The organism is Pseudomonas alkylphenolica, assembly GCF_004025535.1.
Classification (GTDB): Bacteria; Pseudomonadota; Gammaproteobacteria; order Pseudomonadales; family Pseudomonadaceae; genus Aquipseudomonas; species Aquipseudomonas alkylphenolica_A.
In genome coordinates, this window is record NZ_QJRG01000047.1 from 14,757 (window position 1) to 33,519 (window position 18,763).

20 protein-coding genes and 2 pseudogenes are annotated in these 18,763 nt (G+C 61.5%); 9 read left to right on the forward strand and 13 right to left on the reverse strand.

The window, feature by feature from the left end; all coding sequences use genetic code 11:
* Window positions 1-66: 66 nt before the first annotated feature.
* Window positions 67-660: an HD domain-containing protein gene (locus tag DM813_RS15395; protein ID WP_128324258.1), complete on the reverse strand. Its 594-nt coding sequence runs from the start codon at window positions 658-660 to the stop codon at window positions 67-69.
* A gap of 97 nt (window positions 661-757) precedes the next feature.
* Window positions 758-1,069: a DUF962 domain-containing protein gene (locus DM813_RS15400; protein ID WP_128324259.1), complete on the reverse strand. Its 312-nt coding sequence runs from the start codon at window positions 1,067-1,069 to the stop codon at window positions 758-760.
* A 162-nt stretch (window positions 1,070-1,231) separates the two neighbouring features.
* Here DM813_RS15400 and DM813_RS15405 point away from each other — a divergent pair, with 162 nt between their 5' ends.
* Window positions 1,232-2,323 (forward strand): AraC family transcriptional regulator, encoded by a 1,092-nt coding sequence (locus DM813_RS15405; protein WP_128324260.1) that lies wholly within the window; start codon window positions 1,232-1,234, stop codon window positions 2,321-2,323.
* Here DM813_RS15405 and DM813_RS15410 read toward each other — a convergent pair.
* A complete protein-coding gene (locus DM813_RS15410) occupies window positions 2,280-3,734 on the reverse strand; it encodes a TrkH family potassium uptake protein (protein WP_128324261.1) in 1,455 nt (484 codons plus the stop codon). The genes DM813_RS15405 and DM813_RS15410 overlap by 44 nt on opposite strands.
* 100 nt (window positions 3,735-3,834) lie before the next feature.
* Here DM813_RS15410 and DM813_RS15415 point away from each other — a divergent pair, with 100 nt between their 5' ends.
* A complete protein-coding gene (locus tag DM813_RS15415) occupies window positions 3,835-4,392 on the forward strand; it encodes an NAD(P)H nitroreductase (RefSeq protein ID WP_128324262.1) in 558 nt (185 codons plus the stop codon).
* 90 nt (window positions 4,393-4,482) lie between these two features.
* Here DM813_RS15415 and DM813_RS15420 read toward each other — a convergent pair whose 3' ends face one another.
* The 6 genes from DM813_RS15420 to DM813_RS15445 all read right to left on the reverse strand — a co-directional run bounded on the left by DM813_RS15420 (window position 4,483) and on the right by DM813_RS15445 (window position 8,534).
* Window positions 4,483-5,817, reverse strand: a complete 1,335-nt coding sequence (locus tag DM813_RS15420) for a sensor histidine kinase (RefSeq protein WP_128324263.1) — start codon at window positions 5,815-5,817, stop codon at window positions 4,483-4,485.
* Between the two features lie 66 nt (window positions 5,818-5,883).
* Entirely contained in the window at window positions 5,884-6,297 is a 414-nt protein-coding gene (locus DM813_RS15425; RefSeq protein WP_128324264.1) for a Spy/CpxP family protein refolding chaperone, read from the reverse strand.
* Window positions 6,298-6,416: 119 nt separating this feature from the next.
* Window positions 6,417-7,094: a response regulator transcription factor gene (locus tag DM813_RS15430; RefSeq protein ID WP_128324265.1), complete on the reverse strand. Its 678-nt coding sequence runs from the start codon at window positions 7,092-7,094 to the stop codon at window positions 6,417-6,419.
* A gap of 7 nt (window positions 7,095-7,101) precedes the next feature.
* Window positions 7,102-7,506, reverse strand: a complete 405-nt coding sequence (locus DM813_RS15435; protein WP_128324266.1) for a translation initiation factor 2 — start codon at window positions 7,504-7,506, stop codon at window positions 7,102-7,104.
* Window positions 7,507-7,624: 118 nt separating this feature from the next.
* Window positions 7,625-7,924, reverse strand: a complete 300-nt coding sequence (locus tag DM813_RS15440; protein ID WP_128324267.1) for a YciI family protein — start codon at window positions 7,922-7,924, stop codon at window positions 7,625-7,627.
* Window position 7,925: 1 nt separating this feature from the next.
* Window positions 7,926-8,534 carry a septation protein A gene (locus tag DM813_RS15445; RefSeq protein ID WP_206617396.1) on the reverse strand — a complete coding sequence of 203 codons (609 nt, stop codon included), beginning with the start codon at window positions 8,532-8,534 and terminating at the stop codon, window positions 7,926-7,928.
* 66 nt (window positions 8,535-8,600) lie between these two features.
* Here DM813_RS15445 and DM813_RS15450 point away from each other — a divergent pair, with 66 nt between their 5' ends.
* The 7 genes and pseudogenes from DM813_RS15450 to arfB all read left to right on the forward strand — a co-directional run bounded on the left by DM813_RS15450 (window position 8,601) and on the right by arfB (window position 15,611).
* Window positions 8,601-9,464: a PHP domain-containing protein gene (locus DM813_RS15450; RefSeq protein ID WP_128324269.1), complete on the forward strand. Its 864-nt coding sequence runs from the start codon at window positions 8,601-8,603 to the stop codon at window positions 9,462-9,464.
* Window positions 9,465-9,477: 13 nt separating this feature from the next.
* Window positions 9,478-10,107 carry an L-threonylcarbamoyladenylate synthase gene (locus DM813_RS15455; protein WP_128324270.1) on the forward strand — a complete coding sequence of 210 codons (630 nt, stop codon included), beginning with the start codon at window positions 9,478-9,480 and terminating at the stop codon, window positions 10,105-10,107.
* Window positions 10,108-10,235: 128 nt separating this feature from the next.
* On the forward strand, window positions 10,236-10,934 hold the full coding sequence (locus tag DM813_RS15460) for a segregation and condensation protein A (protein ID WP_164897273.1): 699 nt from the start codon (window positions 10,236-10,238) through the stop codon (window positions 10,932-10,934).
* A gap of 14 nt (window positions 10,935-10,948) precedes the next feature.
* Window positions 10,949-11,713, forward strand: a pseudogene (scpB, locus tag DM813_RS15465) (SMC-Scp complex subunit ScpB); the annotation flags it as partial.
* Between the two features lie 164 nt (window positions 11,714-11,877).
* Window positions 11,878-12,886, forward strand: a pseudogene (rluB, locus tag DM813_RS15470) (23S rRNA pseudouridine(2605) synthase RluB); the annotation flags it as partial.
* A gap of 802 nt (window positions 12,887-13,688) precedes the next feature.
* Entirely contained in the window at window positions 13,689-15,110 is a 1,422-nt protein-coding gene (locus DM813_RS15475) for an amino acid permease (RefSeq protein ID WP_128324273.1), read from the forward strand.
* 87 nt (window positions 15,111-15,197) lie between these two features.
* A complete protein-coding gene (arfB, locus tag DM813_RS15480) occupies window positions 15,198-15,611 on the forward strand; it encodes an alternative ribosome rescue aminoacyl-tRNA hydrolase ArfB (RefSeq protein ID WP_128324274.1) in 414 nt (137 codons plus the stop codon).
* A gap of 2 nt (window positions 15,612-15,613) precedes the next feature.
* Here arfB and DM813_RS15485 read toward each other — a convergent pair whose 3' ends face one another.
* The 4 genes from DM813_RS15485 to DM813_RS15495 form a co-directional block, all read right to left on the reverse strand.
* Entirely contained in the window at window positions 15,614-16,807 is a 1,194-nt protein-coding gene (locus DM813_RS15485) for an MFS transporter (RefSeq protein ID WP_128324275.1), read from the reverse strand.
* A gap of 99 nt (window positions 16,808-16,906) precedes the next feature.
* Window positions 16,907-17,035: a hypothetical protein gene (locus DM813_RS28800; RefSeq protein WP_269670195.1), complete on the reverse strand. Its 129-nt coding sequence runs from the start codon at window positions 17,033-17,035 to the stop codon at window positions 16,907-16,909.
* Between the two features lie 164 nt (window positions 17,036-17,199).
* Window positions 17,200-18,393 carry an amino acid aminotransferase gene (locus DM813_RS15490; RefSeq protein WP_128324276.1) on the reverse strand — a complete coding sequence of 398 codons (1,194 nt, stop codon included), beginning with the start codon at window positions 18,391-18,393 and terminating at the stop codon, window positions 17,200-17,202.
* Window positions 18,393-18,749 carry a 4a-hydroxytetrahydrobiopterin dehydratase gene (locus DM813_RS15495; RefSeq protein WP_036994257.1) on the reverse strand — a complete coding sequence of 119 codons (357 nt, stop codon included), beginning with the start codon at window positions 18,747-18,749 and terminating at the stop codon, window positions 18,393-18,395. Before DM813_RS15495 ends, DM813_RS15490 begins: the two co-directional genes overlap by 1 nt.
* Window positions 18,750-18,763 lie beyond the last annotated feature (14 nt).

The following is an 18,763-nucleotide window of genomic DNA, read 5'->3' on the forward strand; positions in this document are numbered from 1 at the left end:
GAGCACCTGGCATGTCATCGGATCGACGTTGATTCGTTATGTTCGGCGTCACTGAACGTCGCTGAATCAGGCCTCCTCTCTCATTGCTTGCAACGCTGCCTTATAGATCGACTGGCGCGGCTGGGCGAACAGTCGCTTGAGCATGGGCTCGAAAAAACTCAAGGGCAGGCTGTCATAGGCCGGGTCGAAGGCAGCGGCATCGTAGAGGGCACAGAATTCGATGGTCTGCTGGTATTGGGGATGGGATTGAAACTGCTCGCGCAGGTGCCGGTCCATGCCCAGGTGATGAAAGAAATAGTAGCCCTGAAAGATCCCGTGTTTTTCCACCATCCACAGGTTTTCCGGGCTGACGAACGGCTTGAGGATGGCGGCAGCGATGTCAGGGTGGTTGAAGCTGCCGAGGGTGTCGCCAATGTCGTGGAGCAGGGCGCAGACTACGTATTCCTCGTCACGTCCATCGCGCCAGGCGCGAGTGGCGGTTTGCAGGGAGTGGCTGAGCCGGTCGATGGGGAAACCGCCGAAGTCACCGTCGAGCAGTTGCAGATGCGCGAGGATCCGCTCCGCAAGCTGGCTGGCGTAGGCCCTGAAATCACTGGCGATGATCGCCCAGTCCTGCTGGGTGCCGTCTTGCATGTGCGTGAAGCGGGCCAGTTCATTCATCGGCATTCCAGAGGCAGGGACTTTCAGTTCACTCTACCCGGGCGGCCAATCGAGGCAGTGGCCGGTGAAGACGCGTTTCTGGCCTTGCGGGCCTAATTCAGAACGATACTTTGCCACGCAGCATGTCGCGGTACATGGCGAAATCACCGATGAGGCTGTAAAGCGGGTGTTTGAAGGTGGCGGGGCGGTTCTTCTCGAAAAAGAAATGGCCGATCCAGGCAAACCCGTAGCCAGCGAAGGGGATCGCCAGCAACAACAGCCATTTGCCGCTGCCGATGGTGAAGGCCAGCAAGGCGATTACCAGGCTGGTGCCGACAAAGTGCAGGCGCCGACAGGTGGGGTTGCTGTGTTCTTCCAGGTAATAAGGGTAAAACTCGGCAAAACTGCGAAAATGCTGAGTGTTGTTCACGATGTAGCTCCTTAAAGCTAACGATACAAGTGAAGATACACGGCGTGGATCCAAATCTGAGTCTAGAGTGAGTAAAAATCGCGGACAGTGACAATGGGCGCCATTTGAGTATCCTTTGAGTTCGCCGCAGGAGCGGTCAGTTCGAACAAAAAGAAGCCGGCCATGAGCGAAAGAACCACGTCAGCAAGCTGGGCATCAGGGATCGTCAAGGCACTCGAGCTGGAAGGGCTGGATTGCCGTGCAATGTTCAAACAGCTCGGCCTGGATTTCGCCGCGCTGGACGATCCGGATGCACGTTTTACCCAAGACTCCATGACCCGTCTGTGGCAACTGGCCGTGGACCTGTCCGGCAACCAGGCCATTGGCCTGAACATGGCGCGGGTGGTGCGTCCTGCGTCATTTCATGTGGTCGGTTACGCCTTGATGTCGAGCCGGACCCTGGCCGAAGGTTTCGAGCGGCTGGTACGGTACCAGCGAATCATCGCCGAAAGCTCTGACCTGAGCTTTCGTCTGGAACCTGACGGTTATGCGTTGATCCTGACCGTGCATGGCGACCATCTTCCTCCCACCCGGCATAGTGCCGAGGCCTCGCTGGCTTGCGCGCTGTCGTTGTGCAGCTGGCTGAGCGGGCGGCTGATACAGCCGCGGCGGGTGCTGATACAGGGGCCCCAACCGGCTGACCTGACGCCGTACAAGGTGGCGTTTCATGCGCCGCTGATATTTGGCGCCGCCCATGATGCACTGGTATTTGAGCACGCCGACATGGAGGCGCCGCTACCGACGGCCAATGAGGCCATGGCGACGCTGCATGACCGCTTCGCTGGTGAGTACCTGGCGCGTTTTTCCGAGAGCCGGGTGACCCATCGGGCGCGTCAGGTGCTCTGTCGTGTGTTGCCGCAGGGGGAGCCCAAGCGTGAAATGGTGGCGCAGGCCCTGCATATGTCCCAGCGCACGTTGCAGCGGCGTTTGCAGGAGGAGGGCACCAGCTTCCAGACCTTGCTCGACGACACCCGGCGCGAACTCGCCGAGCAATACCTGGCGCAGCCGACCATGACGCTGCTGGAGACCGCCTATCTGTTGGGTTTTGCCGATCCGAGCAACTTTTTTCGGGCATTTCGCCGCTGGTTCTCGGTCACGCCCGGTGAGTACCGGGCGCGTATGTGCAGCGGCGTCGTGGTGACAGAACCAGAAGAAGCCAGCAACGAGCCGGTCAGTGACGCCAGAACGCGGGCATACACAGCACCAACACCGTAATGATCTCCAGGCGTCCAAGCAGCATGCCGAAGGCCAGGATCCATTTGGCCGCATCCGGCAGCGTGGCGAAGTTTCCGGCCGGGCCGATGGTTTCACCCAGGCCCGGGCCAACCCCCGAGACTGTGCTGGCGGCGCCGGTCAGCGCGGTCATCCAGTCGACCCCGAGCAGCGACAGCAGCAGCGCGATCACGCAGATGGTGATGGCAAAGAAGAACGAGAAGGTCAGGATCGACCGGACAATTTCTTCATCCAGGCGGTGGCCATTGTATTTCTGCTTGATCACTGCCCGCGGGTGGATCAGTTGATTGAGGTTGGCCTTGAGCAGGATGTAGGCCACCTGGAAACGGAAAATCTTGATGCCGCCAGCCGTAGAACCCGAGCAGCCGCCGACGAAGCCCAGGTAGAAAAACAGCATCAGCGAGAAGTTGCCCCACAGGCTGTAGTCGCCCAGGGCAAAACCGGTGGTGGTGACGACGGAGGTGACGTTCAGTGCCACGTGACGCAATGCGTCGAGCCAGTGCAGGTCGGTGGTTGCCCAGTACCAGGTGCCCAGCACCAGCCAGGTGGCCACCAGCATTGCCAGCAACCCCTGGACCTGCTGGTCCTTGATCAGTGCCTTGCGGTTGCCGCGCAGGGTGGAAACGTACAGCGCAAACGGCAAGCTGCCGAGAATCATCACCACCACCGCCACCCAGTGCACGGCCGGTTGCTCCCACTTGGCCAGCGACTGGTCGGAGGTGGAAAAACCACCGGTGGAGATCGCCGACATGGCGTGGTTGATCGCATCGAACACGTTCATCCCCGCCAGCCAGAACGCCAGGCCGCCCAGGGCGGTGATGCCGACATACACCGCAACGATCGATTTGGCGACCATGTGCGAGCGCGGCATGACCTTCTCCGAGCGGTCTGACGACTCGGTCTGGAACAGGCGCATGCCACCAATGCGCAGCAGCGGCAGAATCGCAACGGCCATGGCGATGAAACCGATGCCGCCAAGCCAGTGCAGCAGCGAGCGCCACATCAGGATGCCGGGTGACATGGTGTCCAGGCCACTGAGGACGGTGGCGCCGGTAGCGGTGATGCCCGACATGCTCTCGAAGAAGGCATCGGTGTAGCTGATGTGCTGGGTCAGCAGAAACGGCAGGGCGGCGAAGATGCACACCACCAGCCAGCTGCTGACCGTCAGCAGGTACATGTCGCGTGGACGCAGGTGTACGTGCTCGGGGCGACCGGGAATGACCAGGGCGAGCCCGCCGACAAAGGTGATCATGCTGGCCCAGAGAAACGAGGGCAGATCGCTGGTGCGATCAAAGATCACCAGGGTGGCCATGGGCACGACCATGCTGATCGCCAGGGTGATCAGGAAGATGCCGATGATGAAACCAATGATCCTTAAGGTCGGCAACGCCATGTAATCTGCTCTGACTCGTAACGGAAGGGCGCCATTCTACCTATGGACCTTTTTAAGTAAACGCTAGAATAGCCGCACATTTCTTTTCAGGGGGTAGCCGATGGAGGCTCTCGACGCATTGCTCAACCGTGTTTCCGTACCACGCCTGGTGGAGCCCGCGCCCAATGATGCGCAGCGCGAGGCCCTGTTTCAGGCAGCCTTGCGTGCGCCGGACCACGGTCAACTGCGGCCGTGGCGCTTTCTGACGGTCGAAGGGGAGGGGCGCGAAAAGCTCGGCGCACTGCTGGCCGAAGCGGTGAAAATAGAAGGGGACGCCTCGGCGGCAGCCCTCGACAAGGCTCGCGCCATGCCGTTGCGTGCGCCGTTGCTGGTGGTGGTGATTGCGCGTCTGCAAGATCATTTCAAAGTGCCGGCCTCGGAGCAGCGCCTGGCAGCTGGTTGTGCTGCTCACGGCATCCTGCTGGCAGCTTATGCGCAGGGTATCGGGGCGGTCTGGCGCACCGGTGAGCTGTCGTACAGCAAGCATGTGGCCAAAGGCCTGGGGTTGGCTGACAACGAAGAGATCGTTGCCTTCCTGTACCTGGGGACTCCACTGAACGAGCCGCGTACGGCGCCGGTACTGGCCACGGCTGACTATGTCAGCGCCTGGGGACAGTAAACCGGGTTATACGGGGGCGCTACGCGCCCCATCGCAGGCTTCGCCAGCTCCTACAGGTAAGGTGTAGGTTTCAGCCATTGCAGTCCTCCTTCAGGCGCTACCGGGCGCGGCCAGCGGTAGCTCCAGGCTGGCAACAAACCCTCCCTGCGGGTGATTACCCAGGCTCAGGCTGCCGCCATGGCGCTCTGCGGCCTTGCGCGCAATGGCCAGGCCCAGGCCATGGCCCGCAGCGCTTTGCCCCGGGGCGCGAAAGAACGGCTCGCCCAGTTGCGCCAGGTGCTCTTCGGCGACACCCGGCCCGTGGTCGCGTACGCTCAAGGTAATTTTCTCGTTGTCGCGTACGGCGGTGATTTCGATCGGCTGCCCGGCGGGATTGAAGCGCAGGGCATTGCGCAGCAGGTTATCCAGCGCACGCTCAATCAGGGTCGGCCAGCCTTGCAGGGTCAGGCCGGTTTCCTGATGAAGCTGGATCTGTTGCTCCGGCGCACTCAACCGGGCGTCCTTGTGCACGGCCTGCAGGATCGCATCCACGTCCACCGGCTCGGCCCGGGTCTGTTCGGCATCAACCCGGGCCAGTACCAGAATTTCACTGATCAGCGCTTCCAGGCGATCACACTCACGTGTCAGCCGTGGCCACAAGGCCTGGCGTTGTTCCGGCTCGGCGCGCTCGGCCAACGCCAGGGCAATGCGCAAACGGGCAAGGGGCGAGCGCAATTCATGGGAGACATCGCGCAACAGCTGGCGCTGGCTGCCGATCAGACTTTGCAGGCGCGAGCCCATTCGGTTGAAGTCGTTGGCCAGTACGCCGAATTCGTCTCGCCGGTTGGCCAGCCGCGCCAGGCTGTTTTGCTGATAGGACGTCTGCCCCAGATCATGCACTGCACTGCGCAGCCGGCTCAGTGGACGGGTGATGGACAGCGTTACCAGCAGGCTGAACAAGGTCAATACCACCAGGGCGATGCCAAGTGCACTGAGGGGCCACATCAGGCTGTCGCGATGCCAGGCGTCCAGTTCCGGGTGCGGGATGCGGTAGATCAGCAGGTAGGTGTCACCGCTTTGCGCGCTGGTGTACTCCTCGGTCAGGCGGCGCCAGGGCAGGCGCCGGTCGTCGTTGTTGCGACGCGCCTCGAACGCTGCAGCACGACGCGGAAAGGTCCCGGGGACCACCGCCTCGCCACTGTCGTTAAGCACCTGCACATCGATGTTGTAACGGTGTTTGCGGTGTTCCAGAAAGTGCTGGGCGGCCTCCGGTCCTTGCTGTTCATAACGCTCGGTCCAGGTCTGCGCCAGGGTATTGAGGCCCGGATGGCGGCTGAGGATCCACGCGTCCTGGTTGAGCATGTGCCCGAGGAGAATCGACAGGCCGGCAACCAGGGCGATGGCTAGCCAGAAACTGGCCAGGATGCGCCAGAACAATGAACGCAAGGGAGGCTCCTTTTACGGCAAAAAGCCCGGCCTGCGCGAAGGCAGGCCGGGCGGTGGGCTGACAGCTTACTGGGCCTTGGCCGCTTTTTCAGCTTTCCAGGTCTTGAACTCGTTCCATTCGGCGCGCTGGGCGGCACGCTCTTTTTGCAGCTCGTCGAACTTCTTCTGCTGGTCAGGCTTGAGCAGGGCACGGATGTCGGCCTGGGTCTTGTCCTTCTTGGCCTGCAGTTCGTCTTTGAGTGCCTTCTGGTCGGCTGCCGGGAGTTTTTCCAGGTAGCGCTTGGTGATTTCCTGGCGGCCTTTCATCTGCTCGCCCATCAGCTTGCCGATTTGCTGACGTTGTTCACGGCTCAGGTCCAGCTGGGCGAAAGGCGCGTCACCGCGGTGGTGATCGCCGTGGCGAGGGCCGCCTTCTGGCATGGCCATGGCGACGGTCGGCAGTGCGGCAGCGAACATCAGGGCGATAAGGGTCTTGCGCATGGTGTCTCTCCTTTCTGAGGCCGGTGGTTACCGGATGTGCTCAGTTTAGGGAGATCAAGGTCAATGGCGGTCAGGCAAGGGTAAAGCTTCGGTAAAGATGCCCGGGCGCCGAACTGACATTACAGGCTGTAGTAATAGCCACGACTGCGCAGGGCGACGATGCGCGGTCGACCGTCGGGATGTGGCCCGATCTTTTTGCGCAGGTTGCTGATGTGCATGTCCAGGCTGCGGTCATACAGGGTGAGCTTGCGGCCCAGGGCGATTTGCGCCAGTTCCTGCTTGTCCAGCGGTTCACCCGGCTGGCGCAGCAGGGCTTCGAGCAAGCGGCTTTCCGAGAGGGTCAGGGTCAACTCGTGTTCGTCGATGCTGACAACGCCGCGTGCCGGACTGAAGCACAGGTCACCGACTTCCAGCTGGCTCGGTGTGGCGTTGGGGTGGCTGCGGCGCAGCACCGCGCGCAAGCGTGCGGTCAGTTCACGGGGGTCGCAAGGCTTGGCCAGGTAATCGTCGGCACCCAGCTCCAGGCCCAGGATGCGATCCAGGGGTTCACCACGGGCCGACAGCATGAGTACCGGCAGCTCGGCATGTTCACTGCGCAGTTGTTTGAGCAGCTCCAGGCCACTGCCATCGGGCAGCATCACATCCAGCACCACCGCAGCGGGCGGCTGCTCGCTCAAGGCCCGACGGGCGCTCTGGCCATCGTGGCAGGCGCGTACCACGAAACCTTCCTGGCTCAGCCAGCTGCCGAGCAGCTCGCAAAGTTCCTGGTCATCATCAATCAGTAACAGCTCGCTCATGACTCACTCAATTCAACCATTGCCGACGCTTTCTGTGTCCGCCACTGGCAAAGATACCGCAGACTGCAGCCAACAGGGCAACTGCGCCACCAATCAGGAACCATTGTTGCTGGTCGGTGATCAGGCGTTCAGGTGCGCTGGCCTGGAGTTCCTTGAGTGTCAGTTTCAGGCGCTGGTTCTCCTGACGCAGGCGGGTGAGCTGGGCGCTTTCCCGTTCGCTGTCGGCATTGTGCAGCTGTTGGGCCAGCGCTTCGCGCAGGCGCTCGCTTTCTTTCAGGCGTTGTTGCAGTTCGGTGATCTGGCTACCGGCACTGAGCGACAGCGGCGTGCTGGCGGCAGCGGGTTCTTCGGCCAGGGCGATCGGGCTCAGCAACAACAGGCACAGCAGCAGGGACAACGGACCTTGACGCATGGGGACTCCTGATTCTCGTCGATTCGGCAGGTTGTCGGCTGCAAGACGAGAATAATGAGCAATTACGTCAGTAAAAAGGGGGAAGGCAGTGCGCAGCTTGGCGCACTGCCTGAAGCCATTACGGCAGGACTTGCTTGAAAGGTTTGACCAGAACGTTGGCGTAAACGCCAGCGGCGATGTACGGGTCGGCATCGGCCCAGGCTTGCGCGGCGCTCAGGGAGTCGAACTCGGCAACGATCAGGCTGCCGCTGAAACCGGCAGCGCCCGGGTCATTGCTGTCGATGGCCGGGTGTGGGCCGGCCAGTACCACGCGGCCTTCGGCCTTGAGTTGCTGCAGGCGCTCCAGGTGAGCCGGGCGTGCGGCCAGGCGGGCGTCCAGGGAATTGGCAACGTCGGTGGCGATGATTGCGTAGAGCATGTCAGTCCTCGTGCTTCGGGGTGGAAGGCGGTGTTGTAGGATCGCTGTCGTGCAGGTGGCGTGACAGGTAGACACCCTGGCCCACCAGGAACAGTACGGTCATGCCCAGGCTGCCGAACACCTTGAAGTCGACCCAGAAGTCCTGGAAGGTGAACGCGACAAACAGGTTGGCGGCGCCGCAGAACAGGAAAAACACGATCCAGGCCAGGTTCAGGCGAGTCCACACGCCGTCCGGCAAGGCAATGGCATGGCCCATGATGCGCTTGATCAGCACCCGGTCACCGACGAAGTGGCTACCGGCAAAGGCCAGGGCAAACAGCCAGTTGACCACTGGCGCCTTCCATTTGAGGAAGGTTTCGCTGTGGAAGGCCAAGGTCAGGCCGCCGAACACCAGGCAGGCGACCAAGGTCAGCCATTGGCCTTTTTCCAGCTTGCGCTGGCGGATGAAAAGGGCACCGTAGACTACCAGCGAGCTGATGATCAGCATCGCCGTGGCACTGTAGATGCCGCCCAGCTCGAAACTGTGGCCGGCAACTTCGACAGGGCGAGGATCGAGTTTGTAGACGATGAAAAACAGGAGCAGCGGGATGAAATCGATGAATTGTTTCACAGTGGCAGCCAGAAGCAGGATGTGACGGCATAATAACAAACATCAATGACAGCGAAAGCGCCTCCTATGAATGTTGATCTGCACTGCCACAGTACGGCCTCCGACGGCGCACTCTCGCCGACGGTTCTGGTCGAGCGGGCCTTCGAGCACGGCGTGCGGATGCTCTCGCTGACCGACCATGACACCCTCGAAGGCCAGCTGGAAGCGCGCGCCGCCGCCCAGGCACTGGGCATGCAGTGGGTCAGCGGTATCGAGTTGTCGTGCACGTGGGGCGGCGCCACCATCCACATATTGGGTTACAACTTCGCCCTCGATGCCGCGCCTCTGCTTGAAGCGGTCGAGTCGCTGCACCGCGGACGCTGGTTGCGCGCCGAAGAAATCGACCGACGGTTGTCGCTCAAGGGCATGGCGGGGGCGCTTGACGGTGCGCGGGCCATTCAGCAGGAGCTGGGTGACAGCGGCAATGCACCGGCGCGGCCGCATTTTGCCGAGTACCTGGTGCGTGCAGGCCACGTAAAGGACCGCGCCGAAGCCTTTCGCAAGTGGCTGGGCGCCGGCAAGCTGGGGGACGTCAAACTGCACTGGCCGACCCTGGATGACACCGTACAGACGCTACGCAAATCGGGTGCCTGGGTCAGCCTGGCGCACCCTATGCATTACGATTTAACACGCAGCAAGCGCCGCCGGCTGATTGCCGACTATATTCAAGCAGGCGGGCAGGCACTGGAAGTGGTCAATGGAATGATGCCGGCCGAGCAGGTGGGGACGATGTCCATCCTGACCCGTGAGTTCGGTCTGCTGGCAAGTGCTGGCAGTGACTTCCATGGCCCTGGCACCTGGGGCGAGATCGGTGTCTACCGGCCATTGCCAGAGGATCTGCCACCCTTGTGGCGTCGATTCAACCATGAGCAGCCAATCGCGGCCGTCTGAACAGGAAGAGCACGTGAGTCAATTTTTCCAGATTCATGCGGAAAACCCGCAACCGCGCCTGATCAAACAGGCTGTGGAAATCATTCGCAAGGGCGGCGTGGTGGTCTATCCCACCGATTCCTCTTACGCCATGGGCTGTCAGATCGGCGACAAGAATGCCGTTGAGCGCGTTCGTCGTTTGCGCCAGCTGGATAAAACCCACAACTTCACGTTGATCTGCTGCGACCTTTCGCAAATGGGTTTGTTTGCCAAGATCGACACCGGGATCTTCCGCCTGCTCAAGGCCCACATTCCTGGGCCCTACACGTTCATTCTCAACGGTACCCGCGAGGTGCCGAGGCTGCTGCTGCACGAAAAGCGCCGCACGATTGGCCTGCGCGTGCCGCAGAACCCCATTTTGCTCGCATTGCTCGAAGAGCTGGGTGAGCCGCTGATGAGCGTCAGTCTGATCCTGCCGGGCGATGAAGAGCCCATGACCGACCCGTATGAAATCCGTGAGCGCCTGGAGAAGCAGGTCGACCTGATCATCGACGGTGGCTACGGCGACCTCAAGGCGTCTACCATCATCGACCTGAGTGGCGATGAACCCGAAGTGATCCGTGTCGGCTGCGGCGACCCGACCCCGTTCATGGTCGAAGCGTGAGTCAGACATCACCCACCGTGCCGGTTGTCGACCCGCAAGCCGGCGCCCAACAGGAACTGCCACTGGTACTGGTATATGGCGAGGCCATGACCGAAATGCCGGTGGACCTTTACATTCCGCCGGACGCGCTGGAGGTGTTCCTCGAAGCGTTCGAGGGTCCGCTAGACCTGTTGCTCTACCTGATCCGCAAGCAGAACGTCGACATTCTCGATATACCGGTGGCCGAGATCACCCGCCAGTACATGGGCTACGTCGAGTTGATGAAGACCGTGCGCCTGGAGCTTGCGGCCGAGTACCTGGTGATGGCGGCGATGCTCGCCGAGATCAAATCGCGCATGCTCCTGCCGCGCTCGACCGAGGTTGAGGAAGAAGAGGGTGACCCGCGCGCCGAACTGATCCGCCGCCTGCAGGAGTATGAACGCTTCAAGGCGGCGGCCGAAGGGATCGACGACCTTAGTCGGGTGGGCCGCGAGATCATCGTGCCGCGCCTGGATGCGCCGCAGGCCAAGGCCCGCAAACTGTTGCCGGACGTCAGCCTGGAAGAGCTACTGGTGTCGATGGCCGAAGTGCTGCGCCGGGGCGATCTGTTCGAGAGTCACCAGATCAGCCGTGAGGCATTGTCGACCCGCGAGCGCATGAGCGAAGTGCTGGAGCGCCTCAAGGGCGGCGGTTTTGTCCCCTTCGTCGAGCTGTTTACCGCCGAGGAAGGCAAGCTGGGTGTGGTGGTGACCTTTATGGCGATTCTTGAACTGGTGAAGGAATCCTTGATCGAACTGGTGCAAAATGAGCCTTTTGCGCCGATCCACGTCCGCGCCCGGGCCGAGTGACAACGAGCAACGCCATGAACCTGAATGATCCGCGCGACCTGGCGCCCCTGCTTGAAGCCTTTTTGCTGGCCAGTGGAAAACCGCAATCGCTGGAGCGTCTGTTCGAGCTTTTCGAAGAAGCCGAGCGACCCGAACCTGCCGTGTTCAAGAAAGCCCTTGAGGTGTTGCGCAAATCGTGCAACGGCCGGGCCTTCGAGCTCAAGGAAGTCGCCTCTGGCTATCGCCTGCAGATTCGCGAAGATTACGCCCCTTGGGTGGGGCGATTGTGGGAAGAACGGCCGCAGCGTTATTCGCGGGCGCTGCTCGAAACCATGGCCTTGATTGCTTATCGCCAGCCAATTACCCGTGGCGAGATCGAAGATGTCCGGGGCGTGGCGGTGAACAGCAACATCATCAAGACCTTGCTGGAACGCGAGTGGATTCGCATCGTCGGCTACCGCGAAGTGCCGGGTAAACCGGCGATGTTTGCGACCACCAAGGCCTTTCTCGATCACTTCAACCTGAAGAATCTCGATGATCTGCCGGCACTCGCCGACTTGCGCGAGATGGAGCCGGAGCCTGTACTGGAGCTCGATGATGCACCGGTGCCGGCTCACCTTCAGGCGCTTGCCGATGAAAGTGCCGAGCCTGCAGAGCCTCGGGAAGAAACCAGCTTCCGTACCTTACTGGTTGAGCTTGACTCCATGGAGGAAGGGCTCAAGACCGACTTTGACGACTTGCTCGACGCATCGCCTGCAACCGACGACGCCGAAGTGCCAGATGTTGAGCCCGAGCCTGAGTCGCCACATCAGTAACCAGTACCCTTCGGGCGGATTTACCCGGCAGTCACAAGAATTTCAGCTAGTCTCAGGTGCGCTTCAGGCGTGATCAGCGTATGATTCGCGACCTTTTTGGCGCAAGTTCGCCCAATCAGTATTCAATTCTTACACCGGGAGGTGCCCAGATGAGTGATAAAGACCTGCAAGAAACCCAACCATTGCCGCCATCAGGCGAGAAACTGCAAAAAGTTCTCGCGCGTATCGGCGTGGGCTCGCGTCGTGACGTTGAGGCCTGGATCAGCCAGGGCCGCATCAAGGTCAACGGTAAGGACGCTACCCTCGGCCAGCGTGTAGACCTGCATGACGCCATTTCGGTCGATGGCCGCCTGATCAAGCGTGAAGAGTCTGCCGAGACCGTGCGCCGGGTGATCATGTACAACAAACCCGACGGCGAGATCTGCACCCGTGACGACCCGGAAGGCCGTCCGACCGTGTTTGACCGCCTGCCACGGCCCAAAGAAGGCCGCTGGATCAACATCGGGCGCCTGGACATCAACACGACTGGCTTGCTGATGTTCACCACCGACGGTGAACTGGCCAACCGCCTGATGCACCCTTCCTACGAGATGGACCGCGAGTATGCGGTACGCGTACGTGGCGAAGTCGACGAAGACATGATTGCCCGCCTCAAGGCCGGTGTTGTGCTCGAAGACGGCCCGGCGCGTTTCACCGACATCCAGGAAGCGCCCGGCGGTGAAGGTTTCAACCACTGGTATCACTGCGTGGTGATGGAAGGTCGTAACCGTGAAGTACGTCGCCTGTGGGAATCCCAGGGCCTGGTGGTCAGCCGCCTGAAGCGCGTGCGTTTCGGTCCGGTGTTCCTGAACTCCGACTTGCCGATGGGCCGCTGGCGCGAAATGAGCCAGCAGGAAGTCGATATCCTGGCGGCCGAAGTCGGTTTGACTCCGGTGGCAATGCCGACCCTGAACCACAAGTCCAAGGACAAGCTGGAGCGTTTGCAGCGCAAGTCCACCCGTCCTATGGGCCGTGGCGAGCGCGTGCGCACTCTGCGTCCGGCGCAGGACGCTGCTGCGGCGGGCGAGCGTCCGGCACGTCAGCCACGCGGTGGTGAAGCCGAACGTCCGGCGCGTCAGCCACGTGGTGGCGAAACCGAGCGTCCAGCGCGTCAACCGCGTGGTGGTGAAGCCGAGCGTCCAGCGCGCCAGCCGCGTGGCGAAGCGCCGCGCAAGGATGCCGGGCGTGGTCGTAGCACCGTCGCCGAGCGTCCGAGCGAGATGAACAAGCGTGACAAGCCAGCGCCCAAGCGTCCAGGCAGCACCCGCAACAAGCCTCGCCCGTAAGCGTTTCTTCGGGCCGGTGAAAAAAGCCAACCTTCGGGTTGGCTTTTTTTTTCGTGAAAAAACATTGTCTTACGAACGGTAGCGCGCACCGTGGAAAGTTTTCAGACCGCTTTGTAAATAAATCGTTACAAAGATGCCCCTTCTGTATTGGGGTTTACGCTGGCCGCCGCCACTGTAAACAGAACTTGCCGCAAAACCTGCGGCGCCAGCATTTACGCGCACGTCAAGTGCTTGCTCGCAGGTCCCGGGGGCGGTGATATGTGCGCATTGCCGTGTGCAAAGCCGGGCCGGAGAGCCGGGCATTCAATAAGAACAAATGGAGGCGCCATGTACGCCGATTACCTCCCCAGGCTTCATTCTTTCCTCAGGAACGCTGCGTTTTGTCGTCGGACATTTACGCAACGTGTTGACCCCTGCGCGTCAGCAGGGGTATACAATGCGCCGCGTTTTACCTGTGACCCCAATGCGTACCGCGCACTCTTGCTGACACCCGGCTGATTTCCCCACGGCTTTTGCCCTGGAAGGGCAGCAGTTGTCCAAGATCCTCAAGGTAACCACCTTGTTAATTCCGCTGCGCCACGAGCGCGGTGGGTCCGATCCCGTCACAGATAAAAACAATGCAGGTGACTTCGTTCATGAGTGGACAAAACACGCATTCAGGCGAGCTGAAACGCGGCCTGAAAAATCGCCATATCCAGTTGATTGCCCTGGGCGGTGCAATTGGTACCGGCCTGTTCCTGGGCTCCGCCGGCGTGATGAAATCGGCGGGCCCGTCGATGATTCTCGGTTATGCGATCTGTGGTTTCATCGCCTTCATGATCATGCGCCAGCTGGGCGAAATGATCGTCGAAGAGCCGGTGGCCGGTTCGTTCAGTCACTTTGCCCACAAATACTGGGGCGGTTTCGCGGGTTTCCTGTCCGGCTGGAACTGCTGGGTGCTGTACATCCTGGTGGGCATGTCGGAGCTGACGGCCGTTGGCAAGTACGTGCACTACTGGTGGCCGGAGATTCCGACCTGGGCGTCGGCTGCGGCCTTCTTCATCCTGATCAACGCGATCAACCTGGCCAACGTCAAGGTGTTCGGCGAGGCTGAGTTCTGGTTCGCGATCATCAAGGTGCTGGCCATCGTCGGCATGATTGCCCTGGGCAGCTACCTGCTGGTCAGTGGTAGCGGTGGCCCGGAGGCTTCGGTCAGCAACCTGTGGGAGCATGGTGGCTTCTTCCCGAACGGGGTGAGCGGCCTGGTCATGGCGCTGGCGATCATCATGTTCTCCTTTGGCGGCCTGGAAATGCTCGGTTTCACCGCAGCTGAAGCAGACAAGCCGAAGACAGTGATCCCGAAAGCGATCAACCAGGTGATCTACCGTATCCTGATTTTCTACATCGGCGCCCTGGTCGTACTGCTGTCGCTGACTCCGTGGGACAGCCTGGTGAGCAGCCTCGACGCCTCGGGTGGCACCTATGGCGCAAGCCCGTTCGTTCAGGTGTTCTCGCTGCTGGGTAGCGATGTGGCGGCGCATATCCTCAACTTCGTGGTGCTGACCGCGGCGCTGTCGGTGTACAACAGCGGCACCTACTGCAACGCCCGTATGCTCTACGGCATGGCCGAGCAAGGTGATGCGCCGGCTGGCCTGGCGAAGATCGACAAGCGCGGTGTGCCGGTCCGTTCGATTCTGGCCTCGGCGGCGGTGACCCTGGTAGCGGTGCTGCTCAATTACTTCATGCCGCATCATGCGCTGGAACTGCTGATGTCGCTGGTGGTTGCGGCGCTGGTTATCAACTGGGCGATGATCAGCTACTCGCACCTGAAGTTCCGTCAGCACATGGACAAGACCGGCCAGAAGCCGCTGTTCAAGGCGCTGTGGTATCCCTACGGCAACTACATTTGCCTGGCGTTCGTGGTGCTGATCCTGGGCATCATGCTGATGATCCCGGGCATCCAGATGTCGGTGTACGCGATTCCGGTGTGGCTGCTGGTGATGTTTGCCTGCTACGGCCTCAAGGGCAATCGCCAAGCCCGAAGCATCAAAAAGCCAGAGGCTGCGGCAACCAAGTAACGCGTAGCCTGTAACCAGAAAGCCCGGCCCGTGCGCCGGGCTTTTTGTTTTTGCGGTATCCTCAAGGCCTTATCAGGCCCGTGACCCATGTTGATCATTTCCAATACCGTGCAGATCCCCGACCATGAGATCGAGCTGAATGCCATCCGCGCCCAGGGGGCTGGCGGGCAGAACGTCAACAAGGTCTCCAGCGCCATGCACCTGCGTTTTGACAGCCAGGCCTCCTCGTTGCCACCGTTCTACAAAGAGCGCTTGCTGGCCCTGCGCGACAGCCGCATCACCCGTGATGGTGTGATCGTCATCAAGGCCCAGCAATACCGTACACAGGAGCAGAACCGCGCGGATGCCCTGGAGCGTCTGCGTGAGCTGATTGTGTCGGCAGTCAAGGTGGAGAAGGCGCGCCGCCCGACGCGCCCAACCCTGGGCTCGAAAACCCGGCGCCTGGACACCAAGAGCAAGCGCGGGGCGATCAAGGCCGGGCGTGGCAAGATCGAGTACTAGGGTTACTCGCGCGGCCGCGGGTGCAGTCGTGCCTGGCGATAGAGGTACAGGCTCAGCAGCAGGCCGCACAAGGCTGCAATCGCGGCAAACAGAAAAATCGAGCCGAAGCCGAAGCCGGCGGCAATCGCGCCCGCCAGTGGTCCGGTGATCCCCAGCGACAGGTCGATAAACAACGAGTAAGCCCCTACGGCGGCGCCACGGTTGGAGGCGGGCACCAGGTTCACCGCCTCTACGCCCAGGGCTGGAAACACCAAGGAGAATCCGAAGCCACTGAGTGCGGCCCCTGCCAGCGCCAGTTCGGCAGAGGGTGCCAACCAGAGCAGCAGCAAACCGGCGGTCTCCACGGAGAGGCAGGCGATGGCGACGCGATAACCGCCGATACGGTTGATCAGGTTGCCGAACAGCAGGCGTGCGCCGATAAAGCAGGCACCGAACAGGCTCAGGCACAGTGCCGCGTTGTTCCAGGCATGGCTGGCGTAGTACAGGGTAATGAACGTGGCGATGGTGCCGAAGCCGATCGAGCCCAGCGCCAGGCCGGCGCCGTGACCGAATACCCGTCCGAGCACGTGGATGAACGGCAAGCGTTCGCCGGCGACGACGGGCGCGGCCGTTTTCGGCCAGGCCAGCGCCAGGCCCAGCAGGCACAGTGCGACAATGCTTGCACCCATGCTCCATAAGCCGAACTGTTGCACCAGCACTACGCCCAGCGGCGCGCCAATTGCCAGCGCGCCGTAGCTGGCAATGCCGTTCCATGAGATCACCTTGGCGGTGTGCTGCGCACCCACTCGGCCAATGCCCCAGCCAATCGATCCGGAACCTACCAGGCTTTCGGCGCTGCCGAGGATCAGGCGACCGACCAGCAGGCTGCCCAGGCACAGCCAGGGCGCCTGCTCAAGCCAGGCTGACAGCAGCATGAATACGCCGCTCAACCCGCAACCCGCCAGACCGTACAGCACGGCGCGCTTGCTGCCGAGGTTGTCGATGATGCGGCTGGCGTAAGGCCGGCTGAGCAGGGTGGCCAGGTACTGCACGCTGATCACCAGGCCGGCGACCACGGCGCCAAAGCCAAGATTGTTATGCACGTAACCGGGCAGAACGGCCAGGGGGATGCCGATGTTCAGGTAGCCGATGAAGGTGAAAAGGACGATGGAGACGACTTGCAGGGTGACCGCAAGGGGACGCGGTGAGTCGGGCATGAGGGGCTTTCGTCGCTGAGGGCTTCTTGACAGTGTGAAAACGTATTGGCGGGGGAGTCCCGGCATCAAGCGTTTTCACACAGTCTGATCGGTGCGCGGTTATTCCTGGTCGGCGCTGGGAGTTTCGTCGCCGTCGTGATCAGCCTGGGCTGGTTCGGCGCTGTGGGTGGCAGTTGACTGCTCTTCTGGAGTCAGGCTTGGGAAGGGAAAGTTCGGGATTTCATGCATCTCGTCGTTCCTCGCAAGTGTGTGGAAAGGCTGCGCAAGGCGCGCAATGGCTCATAAAAAGCCTGTGCAGGATACAGGAGTCTGGATGACAGTATGAATTTTCCTGCTTAATGGCCATCATCCGGCCGATCCGCACCTGAAATGCGGCCGGCCGGGTGAGGGTTTCAGCGGCAGACGTCGGCGATGGCGGCAGCCAGTGCGCCCAGGCGTGCAGCATCTGCACCGGCGATGTTGGCCCGGCCTGTGCCGACCATGTACACGCTGTGGCGCTCACGCAATTGCCCGACCTGCTCCGGCGAAAGTCCGGTGTAGGAAAACATGCCGCGTTGCGCGGCGATGTGGGCAAAACGTTGGTTCAGGCCGTGCGGGGCCAATGCCTCGACCAGGCCCACGCGCAGCTCGGCAATGCGCTGGCGCATGGCCTCGACTTCTTCGCTCCACAGCTTTTTCAGCATTGCATCACCGAGAATCTCGGCAACCACCGCAGCACCATGATCCGGTGGCGTCGACCACAGGTTACGCGCCAGCAACGCCAGTTGGCTGCGCACGTCCAGCAGCTTTTCGGCGTCATGAGTGCACACCAGCAGGGCGCCGGTGCGATCTCGGTAGAGGCCGAAGTTCTTCGAGCAGGAACTGGTGATGAGCAGCTCGGGGAGTTCGCTGGCGAACAACCGCACGGCCCAGGCGTCTTCCTCCAGGCCGTCACCGAAGCCCTGGTAGGCGAAGTCGATCAGCGGCAGCAACTGCCGGCGACGCACCACCTCCAGTACTGCGTGCCAGTCGTCCCGCGACAGGTCGAACCCGGTCGGGTTGTGGCAGCAGGCGTGCAATAGCACCACATCACCCACAGGTGCCACCTCCAGCGCCGCCAGCATGCCGGCGACGTTCAGGCGGTTGTCTTTGCCCACGTAGGGGTAGTGGCTGACCTTGAGGCCTGCGGTGGCGAAAATGGTCTCGTGGATCGGCCAGGTCGGGTCGCTCAACCAGATGCCGCAGCCCGGCAGGCAGTGCGCGATGAACTCGGCTGCCAGGCGCAACGCTCCGGTGCCACCCGGTGTCTGGGTGGCGCCGGCACGTTTGTCGGCCAGCAGTGGTGAGCCTGTGCCCAGCACCAGCTCGCTGATCAGGCGGCCGAACGCGGCGTCGCCATGACCACCGACGTAGCTCTTGCTGGTTTGCCGATCGAGCAGGCGCTGTTCCGCATGTTTGACTGCTGCAGGAATCGGCGTCAGGCCCTGTTCATCCTTGAACACGCCCACACCCAGGTCGAATTTCTGGGGGTTGCTGTCTTTGGCATAAGCCTCCATCAACCCCAGAATCGGATCGCCAGGTACGCGCCCGATTGCGCCGAAGTGCATTACTTGCGGCCTTCGGCGGTGCTGGCAACCTCGTCGGTGCGTGCGGCCATGATGAAGTCGTTGCGGTGCAGGCCCTTGATCGAGTGGCTCCACCAGGTCACGGTGACCTTGCCCCACTCGGTCAGCAGGCCAGGGTGATGGCCTTCAGCTTCGGAGATTTCGCCGACGGCGTTGGTAAAGGCCAGGGCATGCTTGAAGTTTTTGAACAGGAAGACTTTTTCCAGCTGCATGATGCCGTCACGGACTTCGATGTTCCAATCCGGGATCTGCTTGATCAGTACCGGCAGTTCTTCGTCGCTGACCTGGGGGGCGTCGGCGCGGCAGGCTTCGCAGTGAGCTTGGTTCAAGGCGTTCATAAGGTTTTCCGCAA